A 16,486-nucleotide genomic window follows, 5' to 3' on the forward strand; every position below is an offset into this window, starting at 1 on the left:
AGGTTGGAAGAGGTTCACTGCCACATCCTTCCAGGCCGCCTCTCAGCAAGCCAGGTCAAGGTGTCACCTATCCGCGCAGCAGTCCCGAGGTTGGAAAGAGCTCAGTCTCACCACTTACACTTCCTACAACAGGAAGTCTGGCTATTCCAAGGCCGTCAGCCTCAACGTCGGGCCAAAAAAGCCGCCGGAAAAGAAGCACTGGGCCATGGGGACCGGGCCCGGGGCGCACACCGCCCAAGCATCCAGCGCCGGCCTTCCAGATCTCCCTTGCGCCGTCGACGACGGACTGTGTGATGTCCGCAATGCACTCTTCAAAGTTGGCGTCGCCACCGGCATGACCGGAGGGGCGATCGGCTTCTTCGGACTTAGAGGGAGCAGCATCGAACGCAAGTTCGATGTACCGCAGGGTATTAGTTCGGGAAAATTCTCCGAAATCTCTGCCATGCTTCGCGAAAAGGGCGTGGGGGACATTGGCAAGCTATCCGTGCAAGGCAGCCGAGCGTCTCAGCACGTAGGGCCGGATTCGGACTTGGATATTGCCGTCCTCGTCCCTCCGCGAAAGTTCGACAGAATGATCGCTGAGTCTTTCGGGACGCCGAATTCCGGATCTTCGCGCGATAAGACGCGAATTCACGCGATCAGAGTAGGAAAGATCACTGCCGGAGACGTAAAGCCACGCCTTAGCAGGGTTCGAGACGCCCTTCAAGAAACACTCGGAATGAAAGTGGACCTGTCCGTAATCAAGATCGGAGGAGAATTCGATGATGGCCCCTACATCGACATCCGATGATTCAAATCGCGAAAAATACGAATACTGCCGCATTTACGTCTCGTTGGACCAAGGGCGAACCCTTGCACTGCTGACGGATATCTTTCGAGCGACCTTCTCAAGGTTCGGCCACGCCGAGGATCCTGAAGGTCTTTCAGTCGATGTTCGAGACAACGAAGACGCCGACCTAAAGGTTGCAAACTCAGATTTCATCGCGTGGCCAACCACGGTGGAACTGGAGTTGCACGATGATGTCGAAGCAGCGGTGATACTCACCAAAGCATCAAAGGTGCTGGCTGCTATCTGGGGAGCCGACGAAAAAGCCGTAGCCGCGTGTGAATTCGAGGACGAACTCCCCTTTAGCGGCGGAATCTCTCGTCTCTGACAGGTTCACCGGCGCCGAGGCTGCCCTCCAACAGGTAGCACATACACACAGGCGCTACTGAGCCCAAAGAATAGGGCCGACCTTCCCAAGGGAGGTCGGCCCTTTCGTGTCGGTGAACCCACCAACCTGGGAGGCGCCGAGCGTCACACCCGAAAAGTCTCATCAGGAACCATTGAGTAACAACCCAGCATGGCTACAACCGCCGGTTCCCGCATTGGCGGTGCCGGGCATGATCCCCAAGGGTCGCTGTTCCCCCAACGCAGAGGGGGACGGAGCCCGCTCATACAGCCTCAACCCAGGTACTAGCATCGGCCCTTCGACCACACCCTGCGTCAAGGACGCTTTATATACGCAGGCCACGGAGGACAAAGGCTTCGGTTAGCGACGGGTGGAACAGCCTCGTGCGAGGCGTACGGCCACAGCGTCCAGCGGCAGGCATGGCTTTGAAGCATTCTGACGGGCGCATCGCGGATACGCGGCGCAGCGTACGGAGGTAAGGAGCGGGCCTACCAACGCATGTCCAGGGCGTCCAGCGTACGGATCAGGTCAACGGGGAGACGTTCCTTGCGGCGTCGGGCGTTGCTGATCCACTGCCCGAGGCGTACGGCGCTACCGTCGATTGGTTCGATGTGACGCTGAGGAACTTCAAGATGCCCTTCGCGCTCGCGGAAAACACGGGCGGCGGCCATCCCTTGCTCTCGGCTATGGCTGGCGGGTTTCCGTTTGGCCAGGGGCGGCCCAGCGCTCTGGATCAGGCCGAGGTCGGCAAGGAGGCTCTGCTGGGTGGGCTGCAGACGCTCGGGGTGAAGGCATTGGCTGTGCAGCCACTCCCCCAGGCGGTGTCCACTGTCAGTGACGTAGCTCCGGGACACATCGGTCAGTTCGTGACCGGCGGCACGATGTCTGCGGGCCATGTGATACGTACGGTGCCAGGTCAGGGGCCAAGGTGGGTTCCAGTGCTGGTCGAGGTCTTGGAGGGCCTGGAGTCTGGCGGGGGTGAGGGTGTCGGCTCGTTTGCGTTGAGTGGCGAGCCAGCGGCCGAGGGCGTAGCCGTCCTGGTGGTGGTCGACGGGGGCGGCGAGGTGGCCGTGCACGGCAGTGTAGGCGGTGGCGTGGGCGAGGCCGCGTTCGAAGGCGTGCTGCTGGGGGTTCCAGATGATGTCGAGGCGTTCGAGGGCGTGGGTGCGTGCGGGGTCGAGGGCGCCAGTGGTGTGGAGGTGGCGTTGCCACGTCAGCCAGCGGCCGAGGGGGTAGCCGTCGGGGTCTTCGTGGGTCTGGGGGGCGTCGAGGTGGTGGTGGGTGCGGTGGTAGCGGCGGGCGGCGGTGAGGCCGCGGCGCCATTCGGCGCTTTTGGGGTTGAGGACGCGCAGGGTGAGGGCGAGGGCTACTTCTTCTTGCTGGGTGGGGCGTTCGAAGTGGAGCCAGGCGCCTGGGTCTTCGGATCCGAGGGTGGGGCGGTGGGTGCGGGGGTCTGCGAGGCGTGCGGTGAGGCGTTCGTCGTGGGCGCGCAGGGCTTGGACGGTGCGCCATAGGGGGGTGTAGGCGTCGGCGCTGAGGAGGTCGTCGGGGTCTTCGTCGGGGGTGAGGTAGACGGGGACGATGAGGGTGGCTTTTTTGCCGGCGCCGGGGGTTTGGCGCAGTGCGCGGCCGACGGCCTGAACGGTGTCGACGGGGCTGTTCTTGGGGTCGGCGAAGACGACGGCGTCGATGGCGGGGACGTCGATGCCTTCACCCAGGACGCGGGCGTTGGACAGGACGGCGGGTTGGTCCGGGTGGGTGTGGGTGGCGAAGTCGAGGAGGATGCGGCGGCGAGTGCGGGGCGGGTGGGTGCCGCTGATCCACTGCGACCACAGACCCTCGGGCTGCAGGTCTGCGGGGAGGGCCGCTGCGGTGCCGGGGAGGGTGGTGGCGAAGGCGCGGGCGTCTTGGACGCGGTGGTGGAAGGTCAGGACGCGGCGTAGCTGGTGGTCGTGGATGGCTCTGAGGACGGCGACTTGGTGTCCGGCGAGGCGTAGGCCGTCGGCGCCTGCGCCGGGGCTGGTGGCGAGCCAGTCGCGGAGGTCGGTGTTCTGGATGACGGGGACGAGGATCTGGTAGTCGGCGAGGAGGCCGAGGTCGATGGCGTCGGAGAGGGTGAGGCGCCAGGCGACGGGGCCGAAGAGGGTTTCGTCGTCCATGGAGGCGACGGGGGTGTCGCTGTGGTCGGTGTCGGGGTCCCAGATGCGGGGGGTGGCGGTGAGGTAGAGGCGGCGGGCGGCGGGGACCTGGTCGTCGTGGTGGATCCCGGCCCAGGCTTTGCCGAGGCGGCCGGCGGTGCGGTGGGCTTCGTCGACGACGACCACGCCCCAGGGCGGCAGGTGGTGGTCGCGGTGGGCGTTGATGATGGTGGGCAGGGAGGCGTAGGTGGCGTAGACGGTCACCGGGCCGGTGGCCGGTGCGAGTTCGGACAGCTCGGCGGGCTTCGTCGTCATGGGGAGGTTGCCGGCGGAGGGGTGTTCCATGGCCTGGCGGGCGGAGCAGACGGCTACCGCCGGGCCTTTGTGGCCGGCGGCGTGCCAGGAGCGCACCGTCTGGGAGAGCAGGTCCAGTGTCGGGACGAGGACCAGGACTCGCCCGCGGGGGGCGATGCGGGCGGTGGTCCTGGCCGCGATCAGGGTTTTTCCGGTGCCGCAGGCGGCGATCACGCTTGCCCGCGGGTGGGTGCGCAGCGTTTTGACCGCCGCGGTGACGGCTTCTTTCTGGTGGGGGCGGAGTTCGATCGCGGCGGTCGGCATGCTCTCCTGGCCGGTTTTTGGTCGGGATGGTTTTCTTGCGTGCCGCGGGTGCGGCGGGGTGCGGGTGGGTTTTCTGTGCGGTGGGTCTGACGTTACAGATCGGTGCTGATGAGCGGGCGGAGGGTGGAGCCGTTGCGGTTTTTCAGCACGTTGAGCTGGCTGGGGATTCGGCGGCTGAGTTCGGCGACGTGGCTGACGATGCCGACGGCGCGGTTCCCGGCGCGTAGTTGGTCCAGGACGTCCATGACTTCTTGCAGGTTCTGTTCGTCGAGGGTGCCGAAGCCTTCGTCGATGAAGAGGGTTCCCAGGGGGCGGCCGCTGGCTTCCTGGGTGACGACGTCGGCCAGGCCGAGGGCGAGGGCGAGGGAGGCGGTGAAGGTTTCGCCGCCGGAGAGGGTGGAGGTTTCGCGTTCGGTGCCGGTCCAGGTGTCGAGGATTCTCAGTCCCAGGCCGGACTTGAGGCGTCCGCGTCGGCCTGCGTCCTTGTCGGCTGTGTGCTGGAGGAGGTAGCGCTCCGAGGTCATGGCCTGGAGCCGGATGTTGGCTGCCTCGGCGATCTCTTCGAGTCGGGCGGCCAGGACGTAGGCCTCGAGTTCCATGCTGAGGGTATTGGCGGTGGTGGTGGCGGAGGCGATGCTGGCCAAGCGGTCGACTAGGGCGTGACGGGCTTGCAGGGGTTCCAGGTCGTTTAGGCGGGCTGTGAGGGTGGAGATCAGTTCAGTCAGTGCGGTGACCCGGTGACCGGCCTGCTGGCGGGTGGCTGCGGTCTTCTTCATGCGGTCTTCGGCCTCGAGCAGGGCTTTGGCGGCGGCTGGGAGGTCGGCGGGGGGCTGGAGGCCGGCTTCCTGCAGGTGCGGGGTTTTCAGGAGGTCGGTGACGACGGCGTCGTCCTTGCCCCACTGGTCGAGTTCCTGGCTCCACTGGTCGAGGAGCTGGGGGTCCTTGAGGGCGGCGGTTGCCTCCTGGAGAGTCGGAACCCGGCGTCGTGGGCGGTGGTGGTGGCGGTGGTCGTCGCGTCATGGTGGCGGGAGGTTGCGTCGGCTGCCTTCTGGGCGGCGTCGATCGCGCCGGACAGGTTTTTGGCGGTGCGGCTGAGTTCGGTGATGCGCTCGCCGAGGGTGGTGGCTGTGCCGCGTGCTGTGGCCAGGGTGTCGGCGAGAGCGTTCTGCTGCTGGGCCAGGGTTTTGGTGCGTGCCAGGCATTCGGTTACGCGGTCCTGGGCTTGTTGGCGCTGCTGGGTGCGGGCGTCGTGCTCTGTGCGGAGGTGGGTCAAGGTCTCCTGGGCTGCGGGCAGTGCGCTGGCGGCGTCGCATGCGGCCCGGTGGGCTGCCTTGGCCGTTTTGAGCTGGGCCTTGAGCTCGTCGCTGGGAGTGGGGCCCGCTGCTCCGGCTGCTTCGGCGTGCTGGGTGGCGAGCTCGCCCCGGCGGCGGCTGGCCTGCGTGTGCAGCGTGTCGGCCTGTTCGTGGAGGGTGCGGACCTCCTCCTCGTCCTGGCGTGTGGGCTGGTCGGGGAGGAGTCGGGCCGGGTTCGGGTGTTCGGGAGAGCCGCAGACCAAGCACGGGGCTCCGTCGGTGAGTTCAGCGGCCAGCTCCCCGGCCATGCCGTCCAGGCGGCGTTCACGCAGGTCGAGCCACCGCCTTTTGGCTTCGAGGGCTTCAGCGGCACGGTCGGTTTCGGCTTGTGCGGCCAAGGCGAGTTCGGTGGTGAGGGTGTCGCGGAGGCGTGCGGCTTCGAGGTGGGCGTTGAGTGTCTTGATCTCTTGCTCGTGTTGAGGTACCCGGTCGGCGGCTTTGGTCATGTCGCTGAGGAGGCTGGTGTGTTCGGCCTCCAGGTCAGGCCATGCGGCCAGCCATTGCCCAGCTTCCTCGAGGTCGGCTTGCGCCTGCTCCGCCTGGGTGCTGAGCTCGGTGATCTGGGCGCCGAGCTGTGCGTGGCGCTGCTCGTCGGGCAGCAGCCCTTCGACGCGGCCCCTCTCGGCGTGGTGCTGTTCCACGGCGGCCTGCAGCTGGGAAATGCCGGTGCGACGGTCTTCTTCGGGCAGCTGGGTGCGGGCCTGGTCTTCGGCTGTCGTGGCCGTTTCCAGGACACGTGAGGTGTGCTTCACGGCGTCCAGGAGGGGGCGCAGCCGTTCGGCGCGCCGGCCGTTGTCGAGTTCGTTGCGCAGTCGTGGGTGGTGGGCGGCCTTGTCGTCGAGTGCTGTCCGTCGTGCCTGGGCTTTGGCGTGCTGGGTCTGCTGGCCTGCGAGCTCGTGGCTGCGCTGGTGTTCGGTCTTGGCGTTCTGGTGTTCGATGTCGCTGCGTTCCTCGTCGGCCACCGCCTCGGTGTGGGCGTTGACGGCGAGGGTGCGCAGGTGCTGGGCCCGGGGCAGGAGGTCGGCGGGGTCCTGGGTGTCGGGTAGGGCGGCCTCGTCGGTGCTGGTGCCGTCCTGGTGGAGTAGGGGGCCGGCTTCCTGGTGGATGCGTTCGCTGAGGTGCTGCAGGGTGGCCGTGACGTCGTCGAGGTCCTTCTTGGTGGCTTTGCTTCGGTCGGTGAGCCACGCTTGGAGTTCCTGGAAGCGTCCGGTGTCGAAGAGGCGGCGCAGCAGCACCGTGCGGTCCTTGGCGTCGGACCGCAGGAAGGTCGCGAAGTCGCCTTGTGGCAGGAGGACGACCTGGCAGAACTGTTCTTTGGACAGCCCCAACGCTGCTTCGATCTCTCTGGCGGTGTCCTGGTGGTTGGCGCTGACCGGCTCCCACCCTGTGACGCCGTCGGTGTCGGTCCACTGGTGCAACTCGACGGTGGCTTCGGCGGTGGCGGTTCCGGTCTTGGCGCGTTTGCTGGGGTAGGTCTGCTTTGGCTTTCGGGTGATCTTGAGGCGTCGGCCTGCGGCGGTGAACTCCAGGATGACGTGGGTGCGCGTGTCGGTGGGGGCGTGGTCGCTGCGCAGGCGGTGGGTGGGGCGGATGCCGGGCACGGTGCCGTAGAGGGCGAAGCAGACGGCATCCAGGATGCTGGTCTTGCCCGCGCCGGTGTCTCCGCGCAGGAGGAACAGGCCGTTGCTGGTCAGGGTGTCGAAGTCGACGGATTCTGTGCGGGCGAAGGGTCCGAATGCCTGGACGGTCAGGTGGTGGAGGTACATCAGCTGGCCTCTCGCTGGGCGGCTGCGGTACGGACGCTTTCGAGTCCTTCTTGCAGTAGGTTCTGCTCCGGGACGGTGGCGGGGATGCCGGTGACGTGGTCGAGGAACCCGAGCGTGATCTCGTGGTCGCTGCGGCCATTGACGCGGGAGCGGTAGGACTGGGTGTCGGTGTCGCGCTGGTGGGAGAAGCTCAGCTTCAACGCGTGGGGGAAACGCGCTCGCAGACGTTCCATGGCCATGTGGGGCCGGTCGGTGTCGGTGAGCGTGATGTGCAGCCAGCAGTCCTCGTAGTCCGCGTGCTCGGGCTGGGTGAGCAGGTCGTTCAGCGTGCCGGCCAGCTGGCGCAGGCGGCGGGGCACGGGGCACGGGATCTTGCGGGCCGTCAGGTCGGAGTTGGCGTCCAGGTCGATCAGCCAGGTGGCTTTGGGATAGTCGGCCTCGGAGAAGGAGTAGGCCAGCGGGGAGCCGCTGTAGCGGATGCGTTCGCTGATCTGCTGGCATCGGTGCAGGTGGCCCAGTGCCACGTAGTCGACTCCGGCGAACACGAAGGCGCTGACCGAGGGGACGCCGCCGGCGGTGATGTCGCGCTCGCTGTCGCTGGTGTCGGCTCCGGTCACGAAGGCGTGGGCCAGGACGACGGAGCGGGTGTTTGCCGGGCGGGCGGCCAGGTCGGTGCGGACCTTATCCATCGCCGCGCTGAGCACGGCGTGATGGCTGGGCTTCTCGGCACCGAGATGCGTGTGGACCAGGCCGGGCTCGAGGTAGGGCAGTCCGTAGAAGGCGACCGGCCCGTGTTCGTCGTGCAGGACGGCGGGGCGGCCACAGTCCTCCACGCTGGTGCGCAGGTGGATTCCCGCGCGCTCGATCAGCCGCGAGTTGACGCCCAGCCGACGGGGTGAGTCATGGTTGCCGCTGATCATGACCAAAGGCACCTGAAGGTCGGCCAGTTCTCCCAGGACCCAGTTGAACAGGTCGATCGCGTCCAGAGGCGGGATAGCGCGGTCGAAAACGTCGCCCGCAACGGCCACTGCCTCGACGCGCTCCTGGCGCACCGTGTCCAGCAGATGTTCGAGGAAGGCGCGCTGCTCCGCGAGGAGGGACACGCGATGCAGTTGACGGCCGAGATGCCAGTCCGAGGTGTGCAAGATCCGCATAAACGCAGACGGTAACCACCTGGACGGGTGTTACGGACGGCTTTCCTGATAAACGACCTTAGCCCCAACTCTGAACAGGCACGCGAAGAAAGGTTCCCCTCCAGACTGCACAAGGCAAGCGCTACAGTGCCGAATACGACGCACGGTCCGCGAGGACTCGCAGGATGACGCGTGAGCCCGCCTCGTCTTCGACGTGCCATTCGTTCATACCTGTGGCAGATCTTGGTGCTGCGGCGCCGGCTTCGTCCGCCCCATAGGGGGTTCCTCCGGTCGCCATGAGGATGATGCCGCCGTCTTGGTTGACGGTCACCCAGTGATCGGTAGACCGGTAGGCCACTGTCCAATGGCCGGGTGGTCGGGACAGGCCTTCTGGTCTCGGGCGTCATGAGCCTCTTGGTCCTGGGATCAGGCGGCCGCGAGAGGGGTCGGACAGAAGCTCACAGTCACACGGCATAGGGCGGTCCTCCTCGTGCCTATCCGCCCGGGAGACACAGGGGCGGTGTCAGTGCTGACCGGCATAGTGCACCGCATGATCAATGAACTCGACAGCGTCGACTGGGAGTCGATGGACCACGCTTATGGTCCGGCGGGCGAGGTTCCGGGGTGGCTGAGGGAGATGGCTTCGGCGGAACCAGGGTGTCCGGGAAGAGGCATTCACACTTCTACGGTGCGGCTCACCATCAGGGGGACGTCTACCCGTGCACGGCGGCAAGCCTGCCGTTCCTTTTCGACCTCGCGGACAGCGCTGAAACCCCCGACCGCGCCTCGGGGGTGCGGGTTTTCACGCTCTGCGACTCCAGCGATCAGGTAACGAACCGGACAACCAGTGCGATAAGAACGAGTACGCCAAGCACAACGGCGGTGAGCTGCCAGGTTCGCTTCTGTGAGGGAAGCACCAGTACCTCCGGCCCCCTGTCCGTGGGAAAGACGAAGTAGACCCTGTGTGGGTGTTCTGCCACGGTGACCCGTGCGAGCCGCAGGTATCTGGCTGTTGCGCGACGTGCGATTTCTTGCTGGTGCGGGAGAAGTAGCGTCGTCAGGATCGGGCCGAACTCCTTGGTGAGCTGGTCATACAGGGGGTCGTTGTCGGTCAGCTTCGTCGGTGCCCACGCCCCGCGTTCGCGTACTTGTTGCCGGGCGAAGTAGAACACTCCGGATTCAGGCAGCTTGACTTCGCTGGTGCTGGGCGTTCTGGTGATAACACCTTCTGTCCAGGTAACGGTCCGGCCAGTGCCTGCACAGCGCTTGTGTGGCACGGTGCCGTCCCTGTCGCAGTCGGGGCAGGTCCTTGATCCCGTTGCCTGGCAGGTTGTGCATGGGAGGCGGCCGCGGCCGTGGCATCTGCCGCATGCGGCGTTCTGTGCGCCGCACTGCCTGCACCGGACACGCTCCTCTGCGTCCTGCGCAGTGTGGCCGGTTGGTTTCCCGGTGGGGAAGCCGGTGCCTGCGCACCGCAAGCAGCTGTCGAGGTTGCGGCATTCACTGCACGGACGGTATTGCTCGCAGGGGACTTCGCCTGCGCCTTTGCAGCGTTGACAAGTGACTTCCCCGTTGCCGCAGTCGCAGGTCCGGTTATCGACCGATCCTCGGCGTACCAGTTTCACCGTGCTTTGCTCGGATGGGTCTCGGGGCGGCGGCATGTGGTGCCGGCTGATGGTCGTTTCGTACACCGCACGGCCCAAGAGATCGATAGGGCCAGCGTGAAAGCGTTCCCGCTCTGTACGGGACTCCACGCACCGGACGATCTTTCCCTCCAGGACGGGATGCCAGGTGATCGCAGCCGCGCCTGGCAGATTCACTGTCAGGGACTCCCCTCGTCCCTCGACTTCTTTCTGTACTGCCTTGAGGATGTCGTTGTCGCTCAGCACCCGTTTCCCCCAGCGTTCGTGTGCGGCCGGCTCACGATCCTCAGCTTGCGTGGTTCCGGCAGACGGACAGGAGAGTATCCAACCGCTGTTCGCAGCGTTGTCGGTTCGCAGGAGAGCTACCGAAAGGGGCGTCATTGTCGTGCCCGTCTTTACGGAGCGAAGGCGTGTGCCCCGGGCGTCGAGACGGGTTGATCTCTCCCTCACAGGAGGGTCGCGTTTCGTGAGTTGCCGCCGTTCTTCCCCGCGGGATCATGCTTGTCATAGCCGAGGTGGTCGGTGATCTCGCCCTCGAGAGCGGACTCCAGGAGCCGCTTGGTCAACTGCTGGAGCAGCTCGCCCTCGCCGGCCAGCTGTAGGCCCTCAGCCTGAGCCCGACCCACGAGCTCGTCGATCAGCCGGTCGTCCATGGACGTCGGCACCACGGCCTCAGACGGCTCGACGGTCTCGGCCTCGGTCACGTTGTCTGGTCATCGATGCATCTTCCATGATCGGGATTACACCGAACGTTTGGCTCTTCCAAGATTTTCGTAGGCGTTGATCGGTTGCGTAGTTCCGGCCCGGTCGGGTGGCTCGGTGGGGCAGGGTGGTGGCGTGTGATGTCGAGCTGACGGACCTGCTGCCGCATCTGGCGTCGGTGCTGGTCGAGACGGTCGAAGTGGGCGAGAGTCGGGTCAGGATCATAGTGCGGACCGTGGACAGGGTGCCGGTGGACTGTCCCGGGTGCGGTCGGTCATCGGATTGGGATCACAGCCGATATGTCCGGCGAGTGGCCGACGAGGCGGTGGGCGGCAGACCGGTGATGATCGAGCTCGGTGCGGCGTCTGTACTGCGAGAACCCCGCCTGCGCGAGAGTTACGTTCGTCGAGCAGGTCGCCGATCTGACCGAGCGTTATCAGCGCAGGACTCCAGCGTCGCGGCGGATCGTCGAAGCCCTCGCAGTGGTGTTGTCGGGCTCGGCCGCTGCCCGGCTGCTGATGGTGCTGCACCAGACCGTGTCCTCGGCGACGGTGCTGAACGTTCTGACGCGCATCCCGTTGCCGGAGCGGCCCATACCGATGGTGGCCGGGATCGACGAGTTCGCCCTGCTCAGGGGACAGAACTACGCCACCATCATCATCGATGCCGACAGTGGCCGGCGGGTCGATGTGCTGCCCGACCGGAAGGCCGCGACGGTGACCGCCTGGCTGCGCGAACATCCCGGTGTCCGCGTGATGTGCCGGGACGGAGCCAGCGGATTCGCCCAGGCCACCACGGACGCCGACCCGACGATCCTGCAGGTCAGCGACCGCTGGCACCTCTGGCACGGTCTCGTCGAGGCCACCTTGAAGGAGATCGGCGCGCATGCCTCGTGCTGGGGCAAGTTCGGCCCACCCCTCCCGGACGGTAAGCGGGCCGCCACCACCCGGGAGCGATGGCGGCAGGTCCACGACCTCCTGGACCAGGGTGTCGGCCTGCTCGCCTGCGCACGCCGGCTGGGGGTCTCGCTGAACACGGTCAAGCGCTACGCCCGCGCCACCGAGCCGGATCGCATGATCCGCGCCCCCGTCTATCGCGCCAGTCTCATCGACCCCTACCGCGACTACCTGCGCCAACGACGCAGCGACGACCCCGCCGTCCCTGTCACCCACCTGCTCGCGGAGATCCGCGAGCAGGGGTACACCGGCAGCGCCAACCTCCTGGTCCGCTACATCAACCAAGGACGTGTCGAAGCCGACCACGCCGCCCTCTCACCCCGCAAAGTCACCAGCCTCCTCACCCGCCACCCCGACCACCTCGACGACAAGCAGCGCGCCCTGCGCGATCAGCTCGCCGGTGCCTGCCCCGAGATGACCGTACTGGCCGAGCAGATCCGCACCTTCGCCCAACTGCTCGTTCCCTCCGCGGGCAACGACGAGCAGCTGACTGACTGGATCGCCCGGACCCGCGCCGCAGACCTGCCCTTTCTGCGCTCCTTCGCCACCGGCCTGCAACGCGACCGCACCGCCGTCGACGCCGCACTCACCCTGCCCCACCACAACGGCCGCACCGAAGGCGTCAACTGCAAGATCAAACTCCTCAAGCGCCAACGCTACGGCCGCGCCGGCCATCCCCTCCTACGCCGACTCATCCTGCTCAACTGACCGTCAGCGGACAGCCAGCGGAACGATCAACGCCTACGAGAATCTTGGAAGAGCCGAACGTTTTACAGTCCCGGCAGCAGGTCAGGGCACAGGCAGGCGGGATCGGCTCAGCGCGGGCGCCAGGTGCGGATTTCCAAGTGGGTGATGTGTGCGCCGGGGTGGATACGGCCAGTGTCGACAAGCCATTGGTGGATGGCTGCGGTGACGTCTCCGGCACTCTGGTCGACTCGGCGGGCGAAGTCCGCAGCATCAAACCCACCGGTGGCAGCCGATCCGTAGGAGCGCTCTTCGGTGTGGTCGGTGCGCTGGATGACGTCGCGGCGAATACCGGGCGAGTCGGTGCGGCTTCCGGAGGCGTGGACGTAGCCGCTCCTGGCGAGACGCACAGTGAAGGCCAGGCGCAGGCCCTGACGGGCGGCTTCGGCGATCAGGGGGCGCAGGCGGGCGGATCCGGAGGCGATGGCCTGTGCTCCTGCGCGGCCGGTGCCGGTACCAGTGGGAGTGATCAGGAGTGCTTTGGTGCGGACGCGGGCTTTGGTGCCAGCGGCGGTGGTGCGGCGGGTGATGTGCCCGGCGGCGATGGCCGCGAGTTCGGTGGTGTCGGTGATTCCTGCGCTCTGGATCGCGGCGAGGACCTGGGTGAGGGCGGGGACGAAGGCTGCGCCTTTGTTCTTTGTGTAGAACTGGGAGACGAGGGAGGGGTCGCGGTTGATGATGCGGGCGATGTCGCGTTTGGTGTAGCCGGCTGCCTGGAGCTGGTCGGCGAGCTGGGCTGCGTCGTTGAGTTGTGGTGCGGGGGGGCGTCGGCGGCGGGGCGGCATCAGGACCCCTCGTTGCTGGAGGCGCTGGGCTGGGTGGTGCGGCCCTTGTCGCGCAGGGTCAGGAGTTCGTCCTCGGTGGTGGGGGCGGTGAGAGGCCCAGTGAGGTGGCCCTTGTTCAGGTAGTCGCCGGGCTGGCCGTGGTAGGGCCATGCCTGGGGCTGGGTGAGGTAGACGGCGTCGGTGCGGAAGGCGACGACGCTGCCGGGCGGGGCGTGGAGAGCTCCTGCGTAGGTGTTGTCGTCGCGGTGACGCTGGGAGAGCAGGGCGGCTCGGGCGGAGGACCAGATGTGGGCGGCCCATTCGGGGTGGGCGTTGGGGTCACGGGTGAAGCCAGTGGGGCGCTGCCAGGTGATGGTCTGGTCGTCGAAGCCGATGATCTCGGCATCGGCGGGGACATCACGCTCCATGGTGCGGGGTGTGGTGCCGGTGACGGTGCGGGGGCGCTGGGCGAAGGCGCCGATGCCGTAGAGGAGGATGGCGCGCACCGCCCGGGCTGCGAGGTGCGCGGCGGTGCGCTGGGCGGGGTCGCCGTTGAGGTCAGCCTGGGCGGTGAGGGAGGACCAGGCTTCTTTGAGCTTCTTGGACCAGTCGTCCAGGGGTTTGCCGTCGTCGAAGAGGATGCCGTCGAGGATTTCGACCGTCCACGGGCCGTGGGGGTTGGAAAGAGCGGTGTGGATCTCGGGTCCGCCCGCCCAGGTGGTGAACGTGGTGCCGGGGGTGGCGGGGTAGTGCCAGGCCCGGTCGCCGGGGGCGGGCGCGGGGAGGATGCCGACGTGGTCCCAGTTCTGGGGGACGGTGACACGGACGTGCCAGTGCCCGCAGGCGAACAGCGCCTTGGTCTGTTCCTTTTCCGACCAGGCGGCGAACCGTGTGGCGGTGACACGGCGGGGGGTGCCGATGCCGGCTTTCCAGGTGTGCTTGGCGTAGGCGAAGGTCCGGTCGTACTCGACCAGGGCGGGCATCTGTTCGGGGACGTGGGGCGGGGTGATGAGTTCGGTGCGTCCCTGTCCGGCCGTGGCGTGGAAGAGGCCGCGCAGCTCTTCGGACAGGACCGGGTAGCCGTCGGCGTGCTGGCCCTTGGTGGGGATGGTGCGGGTCCATAGGTCCCGGCCTGTCTGGGACGGTGAGCCCATCAGGACGGCGTCGGGCCAGTGGCGGCGCAGGGCTTTCCACAGCAGGACGAACGCGTCGCGGATGACGGCGGGCTCGGTGCCCTCGGTGTCGAACCACTCCCCCGCCGATCGGATCTCGACGTGCTGTTCGCCCTGTTCGCGCTGGTAGCGGCCGACAGGGTTACGGGGGTGGACGAAGTGGCCGGCCATGCGGTCCTTGCCCCGCCCGGTGTCCGTGCGCCAGCCGGGTGTGGGGGCGTTCAGCCAGGCTCCGACGGCGTCCTTGAGGAAGGGATGCTGGTCGGCCTGGCGGTGCCAGGGTGCGCCCGCGGTGATGTAGATCCGTTCGACGCCCTCGGGCAGGGCGTGGAAGACGGTGTTCAGGATTTCTGCGGCGCTGGCGGTCGGCAGGTCCACGTGGAACGTCTGGTCGCGGTGGACCAGCACGCCGGCCTCGGTGTCGAGGAAGACGGTGCTGCGGGCCTGCTGGGTGAAGTTCGGGTGCGTGGAGGCAAGGTTCGCGGTGTGGGTGAACCAGCGGTCTCCGTCAGGGCCTTGCGGGATGTCGGGAAGGGTGCGCTGGGTTCCGTGGGCCGTGCGCAGAGGGGCTGCAGCCGGGGCTGGCATGGTTGGCGGCGCGGAAGTCTCTGGTGCGGGCGGTTCTGGTTCCGCTGCTGGTTCAGGGGCGGGGCGGGTCATGGCCGGGGCGACCGTGGCCGCCTGGGCCTGTGCGTGTTCGGTGCCGCTGGGCAGTGCTGCCTCCCTGGCGGGCACTGGGGGTGAGACGGCTGCGGCGGTCTGGGCTGTTGGTGCGGGATTGGCGAGCTGGTCGGGGGCGAGGATCGGGGCGATCGCCACGACGTCAGCGAGGCTGAGTCCGGCCGCGGGCGCGATGCGCTCTGCATTCGCCTTTTCGTATCCGGCCAGCGCGGTGATCTGCCGGGCACGGTTCGTCTCGAGTTTGGCGAGGGTGGCCTGGGTCTTCTTGATGTCGTCGCGCAGGGCACGCAGCTCGGCCAGCTGTGCGGTGTAGGTCTTTGCGTCCATCATGATCCCTTGTGCCTGCAGGTCAGTTGGCGGAACTGCTACGGGTGGAGACGTACGCGATCGCGCCGCTCGACTGCGAGGGCAGGCGGGTACCCAGGAGGAGATTCGCGATGTCCCGGTCATTTTGCTGCGGTGCGGTCAGGTGCTTTACAGGGGTGGCCAGGTCGGTGATGTGTCCGGCCAGGACTGCGTCCGGAAATGCGTGCCGCCCCCCGTCGCCTTTCTCCCACCTGTCCAGGCCGGTCAGGACGGCCACCACGTAGCCCGACACTGTAACCGGCAGCACTCCCCCGGCTGCCACGCTCGCGGCGTCACAGCGCCACCAGCCCCTCAAGCCCTTGAGCAGGTCATCGGGGCCAAGACCTGCCGCGTAGCCTGCCCAGTTCCGGTCGTTGTCCTGGACTTGGCGTGCTGCGTCGACACGCAGGACCCCGAGCAGGTCTGCGTCCAAGCGGTCCACGGGTGCAGGGGCTCGTTTCTGCAGTGCCTGGACGACCCAAAGCGGCGTCATCACGCGAACACCGCGCCGGGAGAGGCCGGGAAGCACGCCTGCCCTGATGAGGCGCCGGTACGTAGTGATCGCACAGCCCAGTTCCTCTGCGGCTTGTCCGGTAGTCAGCAGCATGGCCTGCCTCCTCGGATCTGGGCGTTGCCGCGCTTGGACGCTATCGGCAGACCCCCCACCCATGCAAGTCTGATCAGATATCTGAGTCTAGTTAGTATGGCGCTTGGAGGGACCGCCAGTTCCGCGGACCGGCGGGTCGTACGGTCCCTCGCTGAGCACCTGGAGCCGCCCGCCCATCCCTGCCGCTGGACAGCGCCAGCCGACCGTAGCTTCCGGTACGGCACCCCACCGCCTCCCAACGCCGCGGCGTCGTCGCCTGGGACACTGGTCTCGCTGCTCCGGGGTGGCGGTCAGGAGCGGGCGGCCCCGGCGCACTGCGGCTGCGAGTACGCGCCTGCTGCTTTTCGCCAATTCGCCATGGCTGGACCACCGGTGTCACCAACCATCATGTGTGCAGGTAGGGGGGCTTCTCTGCGGTGCTGCGTATTGGAAGGCCTGTGGGGTGACGGCAGGGGCGGTGGGGAGCCGGGAAGCAGGTCGGCCGAGGTGAAGCCTCCTGGAGCTTGGGAGGCCGGGACTACAGGGTGGCGGAGGCTGTGGTGGCTTGATCGCGGCTTTGCCGGACTGCGCCCCGTAATGATCCATCAGTTTTTGTCAGTGAGTCTTTTCCATCTTGATCAGGTGGCGAGTTCGAGGGCGACGACGGCTCGGACGACGAGGGTGATCCGGGTGGTGCTGCAGCGGAGTTTCCGC

Annotated in this window: 10 protein-coding genes and 2 pseudogenes; 3 read left to right on the plus strand and 9 right to left on the minus strand. The window is 67.1% G+C overall.

Annotated features, from left to right (window positions below):
* Positions 1-790, plus strand: a 790-nt coding sequence (locus tag ACIRD8_RS37295) for a nucleotidyltransferase domain-containing protein (RefSeq protein WP_404002090.1), incomplete at its 5' end; no start/stop codon positions are given.
* A complete protein-coding gene (locus tag ACIRD8_RS37300; protein ID WP_404002093.1) occupies positions 762-1,154 on the plus strand; it encodes a hypothetical protein in 393 nt (130 codons plus the stop codon). The genes ACIRD8_RS37295 and ACIRD8_RS37300, both read left to right, overlap by 29 nt.
* A 506-nt stretch (positions 1,155-1,660) precedes the next feature.
* On the opposite strand, the gene ACIRD8_RS37305 is transcribed toward ACIRD8_RS37300, so the two are convergent.
* The 6 genes and pseudogenes from ACIRD8_RS37305 to ACIRD8_RS37330 all read right to left on the minus strand — a co-directional run.
* On the minus strand, positions 1,661-3,928 hold the full coding sequence (locus ACIRD8_RS37305; RefSeq protein ID WP_404002096.1) for a Helicase associated domain protein: 2,268 nt from the start codon (positions 3,926-3,928) through the stop codon (positions 1,661-1,663).
* A gap of 92 nt (positions 3,929-4,020) precedes the next feature.
* Positions 4,021-4,704 carry an SbcC/MukB-like Walker B domain-containing protein gene (locus tag ACIRD8_RS37310; RefSeq protein WP_404002099.1) on the minus strand — a complete coding sequence of 228 codons (684 nt, stop codon included), beginning with the start codon at positions 4,702-4,704 and terminating at the stop codon, positions 4,021-4,023.
* A gap of 86 nt (positions 4,705-4,790) precedes the next feature.
* Positions 4,791-7,046 carry an AAA family ATPase gene (locus ACIRD8_RS37315; RefSeq protein WP_404002102.1) on the minus strand — a complete coding sequence of 752 codons (2,256 nt, stop codon included), beginning with the start codon at positions 7,044-7,046 and terminating at the stop codon, positions 4,791-4,793.
* Positions 7,046-8,200 carry an exonuclease SbcCD subunit D gene (locus tag ACIRD8_RS37320; RefSeq protein WP_404002105.1) on the minus strand — a complete coding sequence of 385 codons (1,155 nt, stop codon included), beginning with the start codon at positions 8,198-8,200 and terminating at the stop codon, positions 7,046-7,048. The genes ACIRD8_RS37315 and ACIRD8_RS37320 overlap by 1 nt, the downstream gene beginning before the upstream one ends.
* 803 nt (positions 8,201-9,003) lie before the next feature.
* A complete protein-coding gene (locus ACIRD8_RS37325; protein WP_162472535.1) occupies positions 9,004-9,456 on the minus strand; it encodes a hypothetical protein in 453 nt (150 codons plus the stop codon).
* Between the two features lie 821 nt (positions 9,457-10,277).
* Positions 10,278-10,475 (minus strand): annotated as a pseudogene (locus ACIRD8_RS37330) (transposase); the annotation flags it as partial.
* A 206-nt stretch (positions 10,476-10,681) separates the two neighbouring features.
* Between ACIRD8_RS37330 and ACIRD8_RS37335 the strand changes: the two are divergent.
* Positions 10,682-12,188, plus strand: a pseudogene (locus tag ACIRD8_RS37335) (ISL3 family transposase).
* A gap of 107 nt (positions 12,189-12,295) precedes the next feature.
* Here ACIRD8_RS37335 and ACIRD8_RS37340 read toward each other — a convergent pair.
* Genes ACIRD8_RS37340 through ACIRD8_RS37350 form a run of 3 tightly spaced genes read right to left on the minus strand, consistent with a single transcriptional unit; the run spans position 12,296 to position 15,793 of the window.
* Positions 12,296-13,009, minus strand: coding sequence for a hypothetical protein (locus ACIRD8_RS37340; protein WP_015575414.1), 714 nt, complete (start codon positions 13,007-13,009; stop codon positions 12,296-12,298).
* On the minus strand, positions 13,009-15,168 hold the full coding sequence (locus tag ACIRD8_RS37345) for a hypothetical protein (RefSeq protein ID WP_386300323.1): 2,160 nt from the start codon (positions 15,166-15,168) through the stop codon (positions 13,009-13,011). Before ACIRD8_RS37345 ends, ACIRD8_RS37340 begins: the two co-directional genes overlap by 1 nt.
* Before the next feature lie 22 nt (positions 15,169-15,190).
* On the minus strand, positions 15,191-15,793 hold the full coding sequence (locus tag ACIRD8_RS37350) for a helix-turn-helix domain-containing protein (protein WP_015575416.1): 603 nt from the start codon (positions 15,791-15,793) through the stop codon (positions 15,191-15,193).
* Between the last annotated feature and the right edge of the window lie 693 nt (positions 15,794-16,486).

It is taken from the genome of Streptomyces sp. NPDC102451, from assembly GCF_044765485.1.
Lineage (GTDB): Bacteria > Actinomycetota > Actinomycetes > Streptomycetales > Streptomycetaceae > Streptomyces.

Bases quoted from the DNA above. Each gene is read 5' to 3' on its own strand.
- ACIRD8_RS37350 (WP_015575416.1), bottom strand. From the start codon at position 15,793: ATGCTGCTGACTACCGGACAAGCCGCAGAGGAACTGGGCTGTGCGATC.
- ACIRD8_RS37300 (WP_404002093.1), top strand. From the start codon at position 762: ATGATGGCCCCTACATCGACATCCGATGATTCAAATCGCGAAAAATAC.
- ACIRD8_RS37345 (WP_386300323.1), bottom strand. From the start codon at position 15,168: ATGGACGCAAAGACCTACACCGCACAGCTGGCCGAGCTGCGTGCCCTG.
- ACIRD8_RS37310 (WP_404002099.1), bottom strand. From the start codon at position 4,704: ATGAAGAAGACCGCAGCCACCCGCCAGCAGGCCGGTCACCGGGTCACC.
- ACIRD8_RS37320 (WP_404002105.1), bottom strand. From the start codon at position 8,200: ATGCGGATCTTGCACACCTCGGACTGGCATCTCGGCCGTCAACTGCAT.
- ACIRD8_RS37305 (WP_404002096.1), bottom strand. From the start codon at position 3,928: ATGCCGACCGCCGCGATCGAACTCCGCCCCCACCAGAAAGAAGCCGTC.
- ACIRD8_RS37315 (WP_404002102.1), bottom strand. From the start codon at position 7,046: ATGTACCTCCACCACCTGACCGTCCAGGCATTCGGACCCTTCGCCCGC.
- ACIRD8_RS37340 (WP_015575414.1), bottom strand. From the start codon at position 13,009: ATGCCGCCCCGCCGCCGACGCCCCCCCGCACCACAACTCAACGACGCA.